15 protein-coding genes are annotated in these 15,321 nt (G+C 55.7%); 3 read left to right on the forward strand and 12 right to left on the reverse strand.

Annotated elements, in window-relative coordinates:
- The first annotated feature begins 443 nt into the window (after positions 1–443).
- Complete coding sequence (locus WG891_RS21755; protein WP_337264489.1) at positions 444–2,093, forward strand: Na+/H+ antiporter; 1,650 nt, start codon at positions 444–446, stop codon at positions 2,091–2,093.
- Between the two features lie 40 nt (positions 2,094–2,133).
- Here the strand turns inward: WG891_RS21755 and WG891_RS21760 are convergent, their stop codons facing one another.
- Positions 2,134–3,864 carry a SulP family inorganic anion transporter gene (locus tag WG891_RS21760; protein WP_337264488.1) on the reverse strand — a complete coding sequence of 577 codons (1,731 nt, stop codon included), beginning with the start codon at positions 3,862–3,864 and terminating at the stop codon, positions 2,134–2,136.
- 119 nt (positions 3,865–3,983) lie between these two features.
- Positions 3,984–4,898, reverse strand: coding sequence for a LysR family transcriptional regulator (locus tag WG891_RS21765; RefSeq protein ID WP_337264487.1), 915 nt, complete (start codon positions 4,896–4,898; stop codon positions 3,984–3,986).
- Between the two features lie 124 nt (positions 4,899–5,022).
- Between WG891_RS21765 and WG891_RS21770 the strand changes: the two genes are divergently transcribed.
- Positions 5,023–5,445: a CidA/LrgA family protein gene (locus tag WG891_RS21770; protein ID WP_337264486.1), complete on the forward strand. Its 423-nt coding sequence runs from the start codon at positions 5,023–5,025 to the stop codon at positions 5,443–5,445.
- Positions 5,438–6,127 carry an LrgB family protein gene (locus WG891_RS21775; protein WP_337264485.1) on the forward strand — a complete coding sequence of 230 codons (690 nt, stop codon included), beginning with the start codon at positions 5,438–5,440 and terminating at the stop codon, positions 6,125–6,127. Before WG891_RS21770 ends, WG891_RS21775 begins: the two co-directional genes overlap by 8 nt.
- Positions 6,128–6,157: 30 nt before the next feature.
- Here the strand turns inward: WG891_RS21775 and WG891_RS21780 are convergent, their stop codons facing one another.
- The 10 genes from WG891_RS21780 to accB all read right to left on the reverse strand — a co-directional run bounded on the left by WG891_RS21780 (position 6,158) and on the right by accB (position 15,286).
- Positions 6,158–6,850, reverse strand: coding sequence for a CTP synthase C-terminal region-related (seleno)protein (locus WG891_RS21780; protein ID WP_443006244.1), 693 nt, complete (start codon positions 6,848–6,850; stop codon positions 6,158–6,160).
- A gap of 140 nt (positions 6,851–6,990) precedes the next feature.
- A complete protein-coding gene (gene lpxP / locus WG891_RS21785; RefSeq protein ID WP_337264484.1) occupies positions 6,991–7,911 on the reverse strand; it encodes a kdo(2)-lipid IV(A) palmitoleoyltransferase in 921 nt (306 codons plus the stop codon).
- A 243-nt stretch (positions 7,912–8,154) separates the two neighbouring features.
- Positions 8,155–8,451, reverse strand: a complete 297-nt coding sequence (gene fis / locus WG891_RS21790) for a DNA-binding transcriptional regulator Fis (protein ID WP_000462905.1) — start codon at positions 8,449–8,451, stop codon at positions 8,155–8,157.
- A complete protein-coding gene (gene dusB / locus WG891_RS21795; protein WP_337264483.1) occupies positions 8,433–9,437 on the reverse strand; it encodes a tRNA dihydrouridine synthase DusB in 1,005 nt (334 codons plus the stop codon). Before dusB ends, fis begins: the two co-directional genes overlap by 19 nt.
- Before the next feature lie 382 nt (positions 9,438–9,819).
- On the reverse strand, positions 9,820–10,557 hold the full coding sequence (locus WG891_RS21800) for a carbonic anhydrase (RefSeq protein WP_337264482.1): 738 nt from the start codon (positions 10,555–10,557) through the stop codon (positions 9,820–9,822).
- 186 nt (positions 10,558–10,743) lie between these two features.
- Positions 10,744–11,625, reverse strand: a complete 882-nt coding sequence (gene prmA, locus WG891_RS21805) for a 50S ribosomal protein L11 methyltransferase (RefSeq protein ID WP_076941756.1) — start codon at positions 11,623–11,625, stop codon at positions 10,744–10,746.
- An 11-nt stretch (positions 11,626–11,636) separates the two neighbouring features.
- Positions 11,637–13,082, reverse strand: coding sequence for a sodium/pantothenate symporter (panF, locus tag WG891_RS21810; protein WP_156294059.1), 1,446 nt, complete (start codon positions 13,080–13,082; stop codon positions 11,637–11,639).
- On the reverse strand, positions 13,072–13,314 hold the full coding sequence (locus WG891_RS21815) for a YhdT family protein (RefSeq protein ID WP_337264481.1): 243 nt from the start codon (positions 13,312–13,314) through the stop codon (positions 13,072–13,074). Before WG891_RS21815 ends, panF begins: the two co-directional genes overlap by 11 nt.
- Before the next feature lie 149 nt (positions 13,315–13,463).
- A complete protein-coding gene (gene accC / locus WG891_RS21820; RefSeq protein ID WP_156294061.1) occupies positions 13,464–14,813 on the reverse strand; it encodes an acetyl-CoA carboxylase biotin carboxylase subunit in 1,350 nt (449 codons plus the stop codon).
- Between the two features lie 11 nt (positions 14,814–14,824).
- Positions 14,825–15,286, reverse strand: coding sequence for an acetyl-CoA carboxylase biotin carboxyl carrier protein (accB, locus tag WG891_RS21825; RefSeq protein WP_076941760.1), 462 nt, complete (start codon positions 15,284–15,286; stop codon positions 14,825–14,827).
- Between the last annotated feature and the right edge of the window lie 35 nt (positions 15,287–15,321).

The following is a 15,321-nucleotide window of genomic DNA, read 5'->3' on the forward strand; positions in this document are numbered from 1 at the left end:
CGCAATAAGCTCTCCCACGGGCTTGGTGTCCCAGAGGGCGTACGTGCTGCCACGCCGGGTAAGAACACGGTACAACCTATCTTTTTACATCAACTACAAACATACAAGGGCATCTTGGCGGTTTTCCCTTTCAGATAAATCCCCCTTCTCCTTGCGCTTTGTTTTAAAAGGCATAACAAGCTTTTCCTGCTACGAAAATGTGATCTACTATTCGGCATAATTTGGCACTGTTCTGAACCAGAGAGTCTATACCCGTGGTCTTTCAAGATGCAGGGTTGTTGGCTGCCTTCTCTCACACTGGTGTAAGCTCCTGGGGACTATGAGCCTCGGGGAGGCTCACCCTGCGGGCCAGCGCAAGCGCTGTTCAAATCGGTCATGACCGATTTGTCGTTCAGTTGCCTCCTACCTGCATCTCGAAATCCATTGGGTATTATAAGGAAAGCATGGAAATCTTTTTTACAATCCTCATTTTGATTCTGGTGGTTTCCCTTTCTGGGGTGGTGACTCGCATGTTGCCGTTCCAGGTGCCGCTGCCGCTCATGCAGATCGTCATCGGGGCGTTGTTAGCCTGGCCGCATTTCGGCCTGCATGTCGACTTTGACCCCGAACTGTTTCTGGTGCTGTTTATTCCTCCGCTGTTGTTCGCCGACGGTTGGAAAACCCCTCTGCGCGAGTTTTTGCATCATGGGCGCGAAATCCTCGGGCTAGCGCTGGTTTTGGTGCTGATCACCGTTGTCGGGGTGGGGTATCTCATCTACCTGATGGTGCCAGGGATCCCGCTGGTGGCGGCGTTCGCGCTGGCGGCGGTGTTGTCACCGACCGATGCCGTAGCGCTGGGGGGGATCGTCGGCAAAGGGCGGATCCCGAAGTCGATCATGGGTGTGCTCGAAGGTGAGGCGCTGATGAACGACGCTTCCGGCCTGGTATCCCTGAAGTTTGCCATCGCCGTAGCCATGGGCACCATGGTGTTTACCGTAGGCGGTGCCACCATGGAGTTCCTGAAGGTGGCGATCGGCGGCCTGCTGGCCGGTGTGGCGGTAACCTGGGTTTACAGTAAGTCGCTGCGGGTGATGAGCCGCTGGAGCGGTGACGATCCGGCAACGCAGATCGTCTTTCTGCTGTTGCTGCCGTTCGCTTCTTATCTGATTGCCGAACACATCGGTGTTTCCGGCATCCTGGCAGCGGTGGCAGCCGGGATGACCATCAGCCAGTCTGGCGTGATCCGCAACGCGCCGCTGGCGATGCGCCTGCGCGCCAACAGCGTTTGGGCCATGCTGGAGTTTGTGTTCAACGGCACGGTGTTCATCATGTTGGGGCTGCAGTTGCCGGGTATTATCGAGACCTCTATTCTGCAGGCCGAGTTAGACCCGACCATCGAGACCTGGTATCTGTTCACCGATGTGGCGATTATCTACGCCGCGTTGCTGATGCTGCGTTTCACCTGGCTGTGGCTGATGAAAAGCGCCAGTAAGCGCTTTATGAAAAAACGCCCGTTGCAGTTTGGTGATTACAGCACGCGCGATCTGTGGGTGGCGTCATTTGCTGGAGTGCGCGGGGCGATCACGTTGGCGGGTGTGCTGTCGATTCCGCTGTTGCTGAGCGATGGCACCGCTTTCCCTGCTCGCTATCAACTGGTGTTTATTGCCACCGGCGTGATTCTGCTGTCGTTGATTATCGGTGTGCTGGTCTTGCCATGGCTGCTGCGTGGCGTACAGGTGGCGGATAAAAGCGTCAGTAAGAATGAGGAGCGCATGGCGATTGCCCTTGTGGCGGAAGTGGCGATCGAAAGCATCAACAAGATGGAGGAGCGCCTGGCTGCCGACACCGAAGAAAACTTTGATCCGCAGATCCTCAAAGAAGTCAGCTCGCGGGTGATCGGTGCGCTGCGGCGGCGTATTGCCAATAGAGATGACATTGAGAACGCGCTGGCGCTGGAAAACCTAGAGCGGCGTTTCCGCCTGACCGCATTGCGGGCTGAGCGAGGGGAGCTTTATCACCTGCGCGCCACACAGAAAATCAGCAATGAGACGCTGCAAAAACTGCTGCACGACCTCGACTTGCTGGAAGCCTTGTTGGTAGAGCGGGAGGGCTGAGGCAGAAACTGCAAGGGCCGCAGCGCGGCCCTTGGTGCAGCTAGCCTTTCAGCAGGGCCTCGGCGTCTCGCATTCCCTCCTCCTTGAGCTCTTTACTTTGAATCAGCCTCAATGCCAGATACAGGTCGGGAACCAGGATCAGATCGCGCTCATCGCTGCCGGAACGATGCAGGCGGAACCAGCGGGTCAACTCGGTACGGCGGCCCGCCAGCACCAGGCTGATACCACGCAGCTTAAGTTCCCGCTGCAATTCGTTGATCGCGGCGAGCACGCTGATATCCGCATGGGTAAAGCTGGCTACTGCGTCAATCACCACCCAGCGCGGCTGGGAAGGCCTGCTATCCACCAGATTGGTGATCCGCCGTTTAAAATAGGCCACGTTGAAGTAGGTCAAGGGCGAATTAAAGCGGTACATAATCACCCCATCGACCGGTTTAATACCGTTATCTTTCCCCATCGAATGGATCATTCCGTCATCATTTACCCCGAGCAACTGCTCGGTTGGCCGGAACACCGTTTGCAGGAACTGCAGCAGGCCGAGCAGAACCGCAAGCCCGATACCGGGAATGATCCCGACCAGCAGCACGCTCAGGAAAGTAAACAACGCCAGATTGAACGCCGGGCGATTGCGCTTGCGCAACCGGAAAATACTGCGCATGTCCAGTAGCGACCATGAGGCGTAAATCAGTATCACGCCCAGCACGGGTATAGGAATAAATTGCAGCGGTTCGCTGAAGAACAGCACCACTACAGCGATCGCCAATGCGGCAATCACCGAGACCAACTGGCTTTTGCCGCCGTTGGCGTCGTTAACGGCGGTGCGGGAATTGGCACCGCTGATGGCAAATCCTTGTGAAAGCCCGGAAACGATATTCACCAACCCCAGCGCGCGAAACTCACTGTCGGCATCCACCTCGTAGCCATTTTTGGCCGCAAAGCTGCGAGCGGTGAGCATCATGCTGACAAAGCTGACAACTGCCAGGTTTAACGCCGGGATCACCAGATCGCGCAGCAACCCCGGTTTAAAATCCGGCCACGACACCATCGGCAAGCCGCCACCGGTATAACCCGATACCGTTTCGATGCCAAAACGCGGTAAATTCGCTGCCCAGGTCAGCGCCGTCGTCAACACTACGGCGAACAGCGGGGCTGGCCAATTGGGCCTGGCATAATGCACGCCGAGCAGGATCAGTAACGTCAGAAACGAGATACCCATCGTCGGCCAATGGCTGTTAAGCAAGTTTTCCGGTAGCGCGAGAATGCGTTCAATCAGTTCATTGGATGGGGCCGGGAAACCGAGTATCTTACTGATCTGATTGACGATGATCGTCAGCGCCACGCCGTTCAGCAGCCCGTTTAATATCGGGCGCGACAGCAGATCCGCAATCGCTCCCAATCTGAAGCGGCTGGCGATCAGGCACCATGTGCCCATCATCAGGGTCATCACGATAGTTAACTGCCAGTGGAGTTCGCTATTACCGGCGGCCAGCGGCGTCACGACGGCGGCGATCACCGCACAGGTTGCCGCATCAGGGCCGACGATCAGCTGTCGTGAGGAACCAAAGATGGCGTAGGCGATCATCGGCAGAATGCAGGAGTAAAGCCCGACGATCGCGCTCACACCGGCCAATTCGGCATAGGCAATCGCCACCGGTAGCGCAACTGCCGCGACGGAAAGGCCAGCGCGAATGTCCGGTTTCAGCCAACTGCGCTCATAAGCGAGCAGATTCATCAGGCCGGGAGTCATATTCTGGAGGGATTTCCGCTGCATATATTTTCCATCTGGCATAATAATTGAGAAGGCTGACTTTGTGCTGGCCCCTGGCCGGTAACCGTTCAGGAAGAATAACCCAGCGTATTTTTAGCTGTTTTCTGTAGCTATTAGCCGAATTATAGCAGGCGATTTTGCAATGAATTTCCCGAAGTCACAGGCCAGTAGTCGCGGCAGCAGGCGATCCAGGCTTGGGCGCTGTGCGAGAGATAGCTCCCCTGGCGCCAGATCAACCCCACCAGCCACTCCATACGCGGCTCGAGCGGCAGCCAAATCAGGCTGCTTTTATCCAGCCATTGGCACACGGGTTCGGGTAACGTGGCAATGCCGATACCCGCCTGAACCATCGAGGCCAGAAAATCCCACTGGCCGCTGCGCACGGCAATCTTGGGCTCGAAACCCGCCTGATGGAATGCGGCCATCAGCATCTTATAGAGCGTAAAATCCTCGTTATAAATCAGAATTGGCCACTCGGCGAGTTCGGCAATATTGACGGTAGTGCGGTTGAGCCAGTAGGCCGTGCGGGGCATGACGACGCACATCGGGTGGCTTAGCAGCGGCAGAAAAGTCAGGAGCTGTTCAGCGCCAGAGGGGCGTATCGTCATCGCCAGATCCAGTTCCCCAGACAGCACCGCCTGTTCAACCGACTGGCCGCCCAGCTCGGCAATCTTCAGCTCGATGCCGGGGTAGGTTTGGCGAAATTGCTTGATGAGCCCGGCGATCTGCCTGCCGACCATCGGCGGGATCCCCAGCCGCAGCACGCCTTTTTTCACCGAGCTGATGTCTTCCAGCTCCGTCTCCAACTGGCGGAATTCATCCAGAATCGCCAGCCCACGCTGATAAACCGCCTGCCCGCTGTCGGTGAGATGCAGCTTGCGCCCTTCGCGGATCAGCAGCGTGCATTCCAGCTCATCTTCCAACTGGCGCAGCATTTTGCTGATGGTCGGTTGGGTGACGAACAGTTTCTCGGCCGCGCGGGTGAAGCTTTGCTGGCGAACCACTTCAATAAAATAGCGCAGAGTGCGGACATCCATTCAGGTGCTCCTCAGGGCAAAACCATTCCTTTTTGGCATGATGATAATGACTTTAATTCATTTCAGGCACAGTTTCCTTACTGCGTATACTGTGTGCCGTGATTTTCTGTTTGAGGTTTCTATTATGTACCTGGCGTTACGCCGCGCTGCGCCATCGTTGTTGAGCCGCTTACAGGTGCCGGCTCAGGTGGTGTTATATGCCTTGTTATTCCTGCTTGCCGATCGGCTGGTAAAACAATTCCATCTGCCGCTGCCGGCCAATATTGTCGGTATGCTGATGATGCTGGCGCTGATCCTGCTGCGCATTCTGCCGCTGAATTGGGTAAAGGCCGGTGCACGCTGGTTGCTGGCCGAAATGCTGCTGTTCTTTGTACCTGCCGTGGTGGCAGTGGTGAACTATGCCCAGTTGCTGATGGTGGAGGGCTGGAAGATTTTCCTGGTGATCGCTCTCAGCACCATGTTGACGCTGGGCGCGACCGGGCTGGTGGTGGATCGCGTCTACCGCTTTGAGCTTTGGCTGCAACGCAGGAAAGCGCGCCATGAATGATGTGATCCTCAGCCTTGCCTGCTTTGTGGCTACCTTGGTGCTCTATTTTGCCAATAAAAAACTCTACCGCCGCCGCAGAACGCTGTTATTGATGCCGTTGGTATTGACCCCGCTGATCCTGGTGGTGCTACTGGTGGTGACCCATATTTCTTATCAGGATTACATCGGTGAAACGCACTGGCTGCTGTGGTTGCTTGGCCCGGTGACCATCGCTTTTGCCGTGCCGGTGTATGAGAACCTGCATATCATCCGCCGCCACTGGCTCTCGCTCAGCGCTGGGGTATTCACGGCGGTCGGCGTGGCCGTTTGCAGCTCGGTGTGGCTGGCACGTTGGCTGACTTTGCCGGACGAGGTACAGCGCAGCCTGGCGGTGCGTTCCATCACTACGCCGTTTGCATTGGAAGCGGCAAAGCAGATGGGAGGCCAGCCAGATCTGGTGGCGCTGTTTGTGGTGATCACCGGCGTATTCGGCATGGCGGTGGGGGACGTGTTGTTCCTGCGGCTTTCGGTGCGCAGCGGTTTAGCGAAGGGGGCTGGATTTGGCGCTTCATCGCACGGTGCCGGTACTGCAAGAGCCTATGAACTTGGCCAGCAGGAAGGCGTGGTTTCCAGCCTGGTGATGATGCTGGCGGGAGTGATTACCGTGATTGCTGCCCCGCTGATTGGCCGGTTGATGTGGTAACCGCAGGGGCTGCTAAGCCCCCTGAAAGACTCAGCGCGCTGCTTGGATCAGTGCCACCACCAGCGGTGAAAGCTCACCGCGTAGCGCCGCGCGTTCCGACTGGAACAGCGTAGCGGCATAAAAGCGGTGCCCCGGCAGTTCTACCGAGCGTACATCCCCTTCGGTATCGTGGCCGCTGACGATCAGCGGATGTTGTTCCAAATCAGCAACAAACTCCGGGTTCACGCCAAAGTTACAGTGGTAACCTTCATGTGTTTCCAACTTGCCATAGGCGCGAGCGATCAGCGTTTCTGGCCGGAAGCGAATGGTGCCGGTCTTTTCGACCAGTGAGCAACTCAGCGGGGCGATCACCAAACGGCCACCCTGATCGGTTTCCGCATGCCCGGCATCGTGCCAGCCCATCACATTGCGGGCATATTCCACAATCGCGTACTGAAAACCACCACAAGATCCCAGAAACGGTACGTTCTGTTCACGGGCATAGCGGATGGCCATAAAAACGCCATCGTCATAGTGATAGGGGCTGCCGGGCACCACCCAGATCGCATCATAACCCTGTAATACCGCGGTTGCGGTAAGGGTTTCCGTGGCAAGCCACTGGAACTGAATATTGATATCGAGGTGTGAGGCAGTCAGTTGAAGAGCGACGGGGATAGCCTGGTGGGCAACAGCTTCTGGTTTGTAATCACCGACCAGAGCAAGACGAACCTGAGTTTTCATCATTTCCTTTTCCTGTGTGTGGGTAAAAAAGGAGGTTACAGCAAAGTTAAAACTGGTTCAGCGGGTTTTTCGATAGGGAGCACAAAATGCCTGAGGAGAAATGCAGATTGGGGCACAGTGGGCTGCGCCCCAGAAGGAGATGTTCAGTACAACGAAGACGACCCAGCCGGGCGCGTCTTGAAACGGCGATGCAGCCACAGATATTGCTCTGGTGCGCGCATGATCTCTTGCTCCACGACCTTATTCATATAGGCAGCGGCGGCAATTTCATCGTTGATGGGGTAGTCTTCCAACGCAGGCTGGATCAGCAGATCGTAACCACGGCCATTTGGGCGACGAATCAGCACCACTGGCAGCAGAGCTGGCTTGGCCAGGCGGGCCAGCATAAAGGTGCCGCTGGTGGTGGCAGCCTGCTCGACCGCGAACAGGGGGGCAAATACGCTGCCGCGTGGGCCATAATCCTGATCTGGCGCGAACCAGACGGCTTCACCTCGTTTCAGGGCATTCACCATACCGCGCAGGTCTTTACGATCCAGCATCGCTTTGTTGGAGCGCATACGGCCTTTAGTTTGGGCCCACTCCATCGCTTTATTGTTGTGCGGGCGATACATTGCCATCATCGGCTGGCATAACCCCATCGCCCGGCCACCGAGTTCCAACGACATAAAGTGCACGCCGATCACCAGCACGCCACGATTGTTCTGCTGGGCTGCTTGCAGATGATGAATGCCTGTCACGTTGAACCAGCGTTTTACGCGGTTGTCGGGCCAGAACCAGGCCATGCCGGTTTCCAACAGGCCCATGCCGAGGGATTCGAAATTACCCACAACCTGGCGTTCGCGCTGTTCGGCGTCCATTTCCGGGAAACACAGCTCAAGATTACGGCGAGCGATGGTGACGCGGCGCTTCAGGAAGCGCATGGAAGTGCGGCCCATCCAGACACCGAGCTTGTGCAGTAGCGGGTAAGGGAGTTGAACCAGCAGAAACAGTACACCCAAACCGAACCAGGTCAACCAGTAGCGTGGGTGCAGAAAAGCACGTTGGAATTTTTGCGGGGGCTTCATCATTAACTCATTATGCGATTGGGTACGGAAACCTGTAACGCATAAAGAAGCGACTCAATAGCGGTACAAGGTTCAGACAGCCAGTCATAGCAATCGTTTAGCCAACTCATGGAATTAGCGAAATATTTACACTCGGGTGCCAGAAAGCACGCATAACCCGCCGTATTTCGCGGAGCCATAAATAAAAAGGCGCTTACCCCAATAAGGAAAAGCGCCTTTTATCAATACGTTAACTGATTAGTATCAGTTCATGCCGTATTTTTTTAATTTCTTACGCAGTGTACCGCGGTTGATACCCATCATCAGTGCTGCACGGGTCTGGTTGCCACGGGTGTATTGCATCACCATGTCCAACAATGGCTGTTCAACTTCAGCCAATACCAGCTCATACAGGTCGTTAACATCCTGACCATTCAGTTGAGCAAAATAGTTCTTCAGTGCTTGTTTAACCGAGTCACGCAGAGGCTTTTGGGTTACTTGATCCTGTGAGTTCACGGTTGAAACGGTCAGTACGTCAGAATTTACGCGTTGTTCGAACATAGTTCTGTCAGCTCTTTTTTTACGCTAAGATTTTCGAAATATGCCTCCAACGCCTCCAGCTGTTCGCTGGCATCCTCTATGGCGTTGAATGTGCGCCGAAACTGGTCATTTGGGGCATGCTCCTGGAGATACCAGGATACGTGCTTACGAGCAATCCGGAATCCCTTGCCTTGGCCATAAAAGCCGTGCAATTCCCGAATATGTTCTATCAACAAGCGCTTCACTTCGCCAAGTGGCATCGGTGGCAGCAGCTCCCCTGTGTCCAGATAATGCTGGATTTCCCGGAAGATCCAGGGTCTCCCCTGAGCAGCACGGCCTATCATCAGGGCATCGGCCCCGGTGTAGTCGAGCACTGCTCTGGCTTTATGCGGGTCAGTAATGTCACCATTCGCGATAATCGGAATGGAAACACTCTGCTTAACTGCCCGAATGCTGTCGTACTCCGCGTCGCCGTTGAACAGGCAGGCACGGGTTCGGCCATGAATCGTCAGGGCCTGTATACCACAGTCTTCGGCCAGTTTGGCAATCTCTACACAGTTACGGTGTTCTGGTGCCCAGCCGGTACGAATCTTAAGCGTTACCGGCACATCCACCGCGTTAACCACCGCGTGGAGGATCTGTTTAACCAGATCCGGGTACTGCAATAATGCAGACCCTGCAAGCTTCCGGTTCACTTTCTTGGCCGGGCATCCCATATTGATGTCGATGATCTGTGCGCCGCTGGCCACATTAATGCGCGCCGCGGCCGCCATATCATCAGGATCACATCCGGCAATCTGCACGGAACGGATCCCTGGTTCATCGCTATGTACCATACGCAGACGTGACTTATCCGTGCGCCACACCTCCGGATTGGAGGAGAGCATTTCGGATACAGCCATCCCAGCCCCCATTGCATGACATAAGGTTCTGAATGGGCGATCGGTGATCCCGGCCATCGGGGCCGCAATCAGGCAATTTGTTAACTGGTGGTTTCCAATGCGCATAGACAAAAGAATGACCATACTGTGTCCGCAAGGGCGCGTATATTACGCATTTTTTCGTTGAGATGAAAGGCCAAACTTTGACCAATTTGCTGCTATTTATCAATGAAAATGCGGGTCACAGCGATTTAGAATAATATTATAGTTATTTAACAATGGTTTGACGTATTGTGCTTAATTTATGTGCAGTGAAATATTCCCGGCACAACAGGATATTATCTTTGAACGATGCGAATTTAAGCATGCAGCATCAGGCATACAGCAGAATTATCAGGGTATTACTTTGACAAAGCGGAAAAAATCTCCGTGGAAGGGGCTGTGGCTGAATCGTGTTAGCGGCCCACCGCCCATCCCTGAGGGTGCAGCGGTGAGCATGCCTTAAACATCAATCGACGATAACGCGGCCATTCAGCGGCTGTACCGGGCGATTGTTGGCATGATGGACAACGGAACGGAACTGACCGATCTGTTCGGCAGAAGCGCTGACAGGATGATCCAGCACCATCCAGGTTACACCTTCAGAGCAGGGTGGCGTAGTCAGTGAACCGCTGAAGCGGTAGAAGTTGAACTGCTTAGGCAACAGCGCCTTGATATCCACCGGCTTGTTCAATACTGCTTTCTGATCAACCTGAGTGGGCATTTGCTGCCAAGCCTGCGCCAGTTGCGGGTTAGCTTTGCCTTCCTCGAACATCAGTGCCATCACGGCCAGAGCACCGTCTTTGTCTTTATAAACGAAGTGCGCTTCCAGTGGGAACTGCTTGCCGTCGATCTCGTTTTCGCTTGGAGCGTGGAAGTGGAACTGCTGCAGCGTAAAGGTATCGTTATCCAGGCGCAGGGTATTGCCTTCGCTGACGTTAACCTGAATGGTGTGGCCGTTATTGATGATTTGCTGCTTACCGGGCTGGAAAGCCAGATCAAGCTTGCCATGATGGGTTTTCAATGCACCCTGAATATTGACCGGTGACTGGTTCTTGCCGGTTTCACACAGTGCGAAATCCGGTGAGAGTTTGCCCCAGTGCGCCGGATCTTCCTGCCCTTCATAGCTCCAGTGCTGATGTTGTTCTGCAGCGCCGATCGAAAAACTGGCAGCCAGCATTGCTGCTAGCAGTAATTTTCTTTTCATTTTCAATCCTTTCAAAACAAAAATGTGGGTGAGCTTTTGGCGTGCAACCAATGGATTGCCGTCGCTTGCGCAGGAGAATACGCCTGCGTTTTCTCAGTATAAACCGGTGATTTTGAGCAGGAATTAGCAAAACCACCGGAAGTGATTCAATTTCCGGTGGTTTTTCGTTGGCAGGGAAAAATGTAACTATTTGCGTTGGCCGGTAATACGGCACCACTCTTCGCGTTCGGCAACTGGCTCGAGAGCGAATTTATCGGCATAGGCTTCGGCAACGCTCGGGGCCTGAGTCGCCAGCACGCCGGAGAGGCCAAGATAACCTCCGGTTTTGGGCAGGCAGCCGATAAGCGGTGCTAGCTCACGCAACGGGCCAGCCAGAATGTTGGCAACGACCACGTCGGCCTGCAGATCGGCAGGCTGGTCTTTTGGCAGATACAGCTCTAGGCGTTCAGAAACACCGTTACGCTGCGCATTATCGCGGCTGGCCTGAATCGCTTGGGGATCGATATCAATGCCAATCGCGCGTGCGGCACCGAGTTTCAGGGCGGCAATCGCCAGAATACCGGAGCCACAGCCGAAGTCGATAAGGGTTTTGCCCGCCAGATCCAGGCCGTCGAGCCATTGCAGGCACAGCGCCGTGGTAGGGTGAGTACCGGTGCCGAATGCCAGGCCCGGATCGAGCATCACGTTAACCGCCGCTGGATCCGGCACGTCACGCCAGCTTGGGCAGATCCACAGCCGCTCGCCGAAGCGCATCGGGTGGAAGTTATCCATCCATTCGCGCTCCCAGTCTTTATCTTCCAACTGCTCGATTTTGTGGCGGAAACCAGCACCCAGCAACGGATGCTGCTCCAGCATGGCAACGACCTCGGCCATATCGGTTTCGGCGTCGTACAGGCCGATCACATCGGTATCGCCCCACAGCAGTGTTTCGCCCGGCAAGGGTTCAAACACCGGGTTATCGTGGGTGTCCTGAAAGGTCACCGACACGGCACCGCTCTCAACCAGCGCATCGCTCAGGTCTTCTGCCAGTTTGCCGGTGGTGTTCAGTTTTAGTTGGATCCAAGGCATAACAATTCTCTTCAAGAGGGTAAGGATGACGCCAGCCGACGCTTTTCGCCGCACAGGTTACCGATATAAAACGCCGACAGGCTGAGCAGCAGCGCAGGCACAATCGGGTGCAACCCGGCCAGTTGCAGTTTGAAGCTGGCCAATAGCGTATAGCATAACGCACCAGTGACCATTGAGCTAAGCGCTCCCTGTGCGTTGGCGCGTTCCCAGTACAGGCCCAGCACCAGCGGCCACAGGAACACGGCCTCCAGGCCGCCGAAGGCCAGCAGGTTCAGCCAGATAATCATTTCCGGCGGCCGCCACGCGGCCAGCAGCACCAGCAGGCCGAGGATCAGCGTGGTCAGGCTGGAGAAGCGTTTGATCATCTTCTCGTTGTGCATTTGCTGTGGCCGCACGCCGAGATAAAGGTCTTTGATGATGGTGGCGGAAGATTGCAACAATTGGGCATTGATGGTCGACATGATCGCCGCCATCGGCGCTGCCAGGAAGATCCCGGCGGCGTAAGGCGGCAGCACGGTGATCATCAGCGTTGGGATCACCTGGTCGGGGATCTTCAAGTCTGGGAGCACCGCGCGGCCCAGAGCACCGGCAAGATGCATGCCGAACATCAGCACCGCCACCACGATGGTGCCGAGGATGATGCCACGGTGTACCGCTTTACTGTCTTTGTAGGAGATGCAGCGTACGGCGGTGTGCGGTAGGCCAATCACGCCAAAGCACACCAGGATCCAGAACGAAGCCATAAACGGCAGGCTGAGGATCTGCTCGCCGCCTTGTGGTGTCACCAGCGCCGGGTCGATCTGCTGCAGTTTCTCTACCGCGCTGTGCAGGCCGCCCGCCGCGTGGATCACTGCCACCAGCAGCAACACGGTGCCGAGCAGCATCACCAATCCTTGCATGGCGTCGTTGAGCACGCTGGCGCGGAAGCCGCCGAACGCGGTATACAGCGCAATGCTGATGCCAAAAATCAGCAGGCCGGTATCGTAGGGAATACCGGCTGCCGTCTCCAGCAGGCGCGCACCGCCGATAAACTGCACCGTCATGGCTCCCAGGAAGGCCACCAGCAGGCTGAGGCTGGCCAGCCATACCAACAGGCGGCTTTGATAACGAGCAAACAGCATGTCGTTCAGGGTGATGGCATTGTAACGCCGCGCCAGAATGGCGAACTTTTTGCCCAGTACCCCGAGCGAAAGCCACACTGCGGGCAGTTGGATCATCGCCAGCAGCACCCAGCCGAGGCCATATTTATAGGCGGCACCGGGCCCACCGATAAATGAACTGGCGCTGATATAGGTGGCGGTGAGCGTCATTGCCAGCACAAAACCGCCCATCGAGCGGTTGCCGAGGAAATATTCGCTGAGAAAGTTACCGGTCTGGCGGCGGCTGTAGGCATAGATCGACAGGCCGAACACCAGCAGCAGATAGGCGATCAGCGGCAAGATCACTTCAGTTTGCATCGCTATCCTCCAGGGGAATATCGCGGAAGACGCCGCGCACCATCAGCCAGCATAGGCCGATAAACAGCAGCGGCACCAGCAGACAGGCCATTTCGAACCAGTGCGGCAGGCCGGTGATGCCTGCGGTGCTATCCGGCAGGTAGGCTGCCAGTGACCACGCCAACAGATAAAGCAGCGTCAGGCCCACTGCCCAGCGCGCCTCGCGATGAGCTTGAACAAAGCGTTTTTCCATCCGTGCCTCCGGGGTTTACGCTGATGGATTGGCAAAGGAGGGGATTTTACGACAAGATCGGCATTTGCCCAGCGTTAAGTTGGTGGCAGCCATAAAGAAAAAGGCCGATGAATCATCGGCCTTGGTCAGATAACGTGCAATCTGCGGGCTTAGGTCTCTTGCAGACCCAGCTTCTTTTCCAGATAGTGGATGTTGGTGCCACCATGCTGGAAGTTCTCGTCGCTCATGATCTTTTGCTGCAATTCAACGTTGGTTTTGATGCCATCGATGATCAGTTCAGCCAGCGCGTTTTTCATGCGGGCAATCGCCACATCACGGTTTTCACCGTAAGTGATCAGTTTGCCGATCATGGAATCATAATACGGCGGTACGGTATAACCGGCGTAGATATGAGACTCCCAGCGCACGCCGAAACCGCCCGGCGCGTGGAAACGGGTGATCTTGCCTGGGCTTGGCAGGAAGGTGTTCGGATCTTCGGCGTTGATACGGCATTCCACCGCATGGCCGTGGATCTTCACTTCGTCCTGTTTGATCGACAGCGGCTGACCGGCAGCGATACGCAACTGCTCTTTGATCAGATCCACGCCGGTGATCATTTCTGTGACCGGGTGTTCTACCTGAATACGGGTGTTCATTTCAATGAAATAGAACTCGCCGTTTTCGTACAAGAACTCAAAGGTGCCTGCACCGCGGTAGCCGATCTCCACACAGGCTTTCGAGCAACGCTCACCGATGTAGCGGCGCAGTTCCGGGGTGATCCCTGGCGCTGGCGCTTCTTCAACCACTTTCTGGTGGCGGCGCTGCATTGAGCAGTCACGTTCTGCCAGATAGATGGCGTTGCCCTGGCCGTCTGCCAACACCTGAATTTCGATGTGGCGTGGGTTTTCCAGGTACTTTTCCATATAAACCATGTCGTTGTTGAAAGCCGCTTTGGCTTCCGCTTTGGTCATGGAAATGGATTGCTCAAGATCTTTGTCGCTGCGCACAACGCGCATACCACGGCCGCCGCCGCCACCGGAAGCCTTGATGATCACCGGGTAACCGATGCGCTTGGCGAAGGCACGGTTTTTATCCATGTCGTCGGTCAGCGGGCCGTCGGAACCTGGTACGCAAGGCACGCCGGCTTTTTTCATCGCGTTGATGGCAGAAACTTTATCACCCATCAGGCGGATGGTTTCAGCACGCGGGCCGATGAAAATAAAGCCAGAACGTTCAACCTGCTCGGCGAAATCGGCATTCTCGGACAGGAAGCCGTAACCGGGGTGGATCGCCACTGCACCGGTGATTTCCGCCGCAGAGATGATGGCCGGGATGTTCAGATAGCTTTTAACCGATGGCGCAGGGCCGATACATACGGTTTCGTCAGCCAGCAGCACGTGTTTCAGATCGCGATCGGCGGCAGAGTGAACGGCCACGGTCTTGATGCCGAGCTCTTTACAGGCTCGCAGAATACGCAGCGCAATTTCGCCACGGTTGGCGATAACAATTTTATCAAGCATGGTGCGCCTCGTTATTCGATGACGACCAGTGGCTCGTCATATTCAACCGGCTGGCCGTTTTCTACCAGAATGGCTTTCACCACGCCAGATTTGTCGGCTTCGATTTGGTTCATCATTTTCATTGCTTCGACGATGCACAGGGTGTCGCCGGCGTTCACTTTCTGGCCCACTTCCACGAAGGCTTTTGCGTCCGGGCTTGGTGTGCGGTAGAACGTCCCAACCATTGGAGAGCGAACGATGTGGCCACTCACGGCCGCGGGTGCTGCTGGGGTTTCTGCGGCAGTTGGGGCAACGGCAGCCGCCAGCGCGGGTTGCTGCTGGGCTGGCATCGCGTACTGTTGCATCATTGGGTAAGCCTGCACCGGAGCGGCACGGCTGATGCGGACTGACTCTTCGCCTTCAGAGATTTCCAGTTCAGAAATACCTGACTCTTCAACCAGTTCGATCAGTTTCTTGATTTTACGAATATCCATGAGTGTGATTCCGACTCTTTTTTTGCGTAGCAATT

Origin of the sequence: Serratia sp. MMO-28 (genome assembly GCF_037199905.1) — a bacterium.
GTDB lineage: Bacteria > Pseudomonadota > Gammaproteobacteria > Enterobacterales > Enterobacteriaceae > Chania > Chania oryzae.

Excerpts from the sequence above, each read along its gene's own strand:
- WG891_RS21755 (WP_337264489.1), top strand. The coding sequence starts at position 444 with ATGGAAATCTTTTTTACAATCCTCATTTTGATTCTGGTGGTTTCCCTT.
- WG891_RS21760 (WP_337264488.1), bottom strand. The coding sequence starts at position 3,864 with ATGCAGCGGAAATCCCTCCAGAATATGACTCCCGGCCTGATGAATCTG.
- WG891_RS21765 (WP_337264487.1), bottom strand. The coding sequence starts at position 4,898 with ATGGATGTCCGCACTCTGCGCTATTTTATTGAAGTGGTTCGCCAGCAA.
- WG891_RS21770 (WP_337264486.1), top strand. The coding sequence starts at position 5,023 with ATGTACCTGGCGTTACGCCGCGCTGCGCCATCGTTGTTGAGCCGCTTA.
- WG891_RS21775 (WP_337264485.1), top strand. The coding sequence starts at position 5,438 with ATGAATGATGTGATCCTCAGCCTTGCCTGCTTTGTGGCTACCTTGGTG.
- WG891_RS21780 (WP_443006244.1), bottom strand. The coding sequence starts at position 6,850 with ATGATGAAAACTCAGGTTCGTCTTGCTCTGGTCGGTGATTACAAACCA.
- lpxP (WP_337264484.1), bottom strand. The coding sequence starts at position 7,911 with ATGAAGCCCCCGCAAAAATTCCAACGTGCTTTTCTGCACCCACGCTAC.
- fis (WP_000462905.1), bottom strand. The coding sequence starts at position 8,451 with ATGTTCGAACAACGCGTAAATTCTGACGTACTGACCGTTTCAACCGTG.
- dusB (WP_337264483.1), bottom strand. The coding sequence starts at position 9,437 with ATGCGCATTGGAAACCACCAGTTAACAAATTGCCTGATTGCGGCCCCG.
- WG891_RS21800 (WP_337264482.1), bottom strand. The coding sequence starts at position 10,557 with ATGAAAAGAAAATTACTGCTAGCAGCAATGCTGGCTGCCAGTTTTTCG.
- prmA (WP_076941756.1), bottom strand. The coding sequence starts at position 11,625 with ATGCCTTGGATCCAACTAAAACTGAACACCACCGGCAAACTGGCAGAA.
- panF (WP_156294059.1), bottom strand. The coding sequence starts at position 13,082 with ATGCAAACTGAAGTGATCTTGCCGCTGATCGCCTATCTGCTGCTGGTG.
- WG891_RS21815 (WP_337264481.1), bottom strand. The coding sequence starts at position 13,314 with ATGGAAAAACGCTTTGTTCAAGCTCATCGCGAGGCGCGCTGGGCAGTG.
- accC (WP_156294061.1), bottom strand. The coding sequence starts at position 14,813 with ATGCTTGATAAAATTGTTATCGCCAACCGTGGCGAAATTGCGCTGCGT.
- accB (WP_076941760.1), bottom strand. The coding sequence starts at position 15,286 with ATGGATATTCGTAAAATCAAGAAACTGATCGAACTGGTTGAAGAGTCA.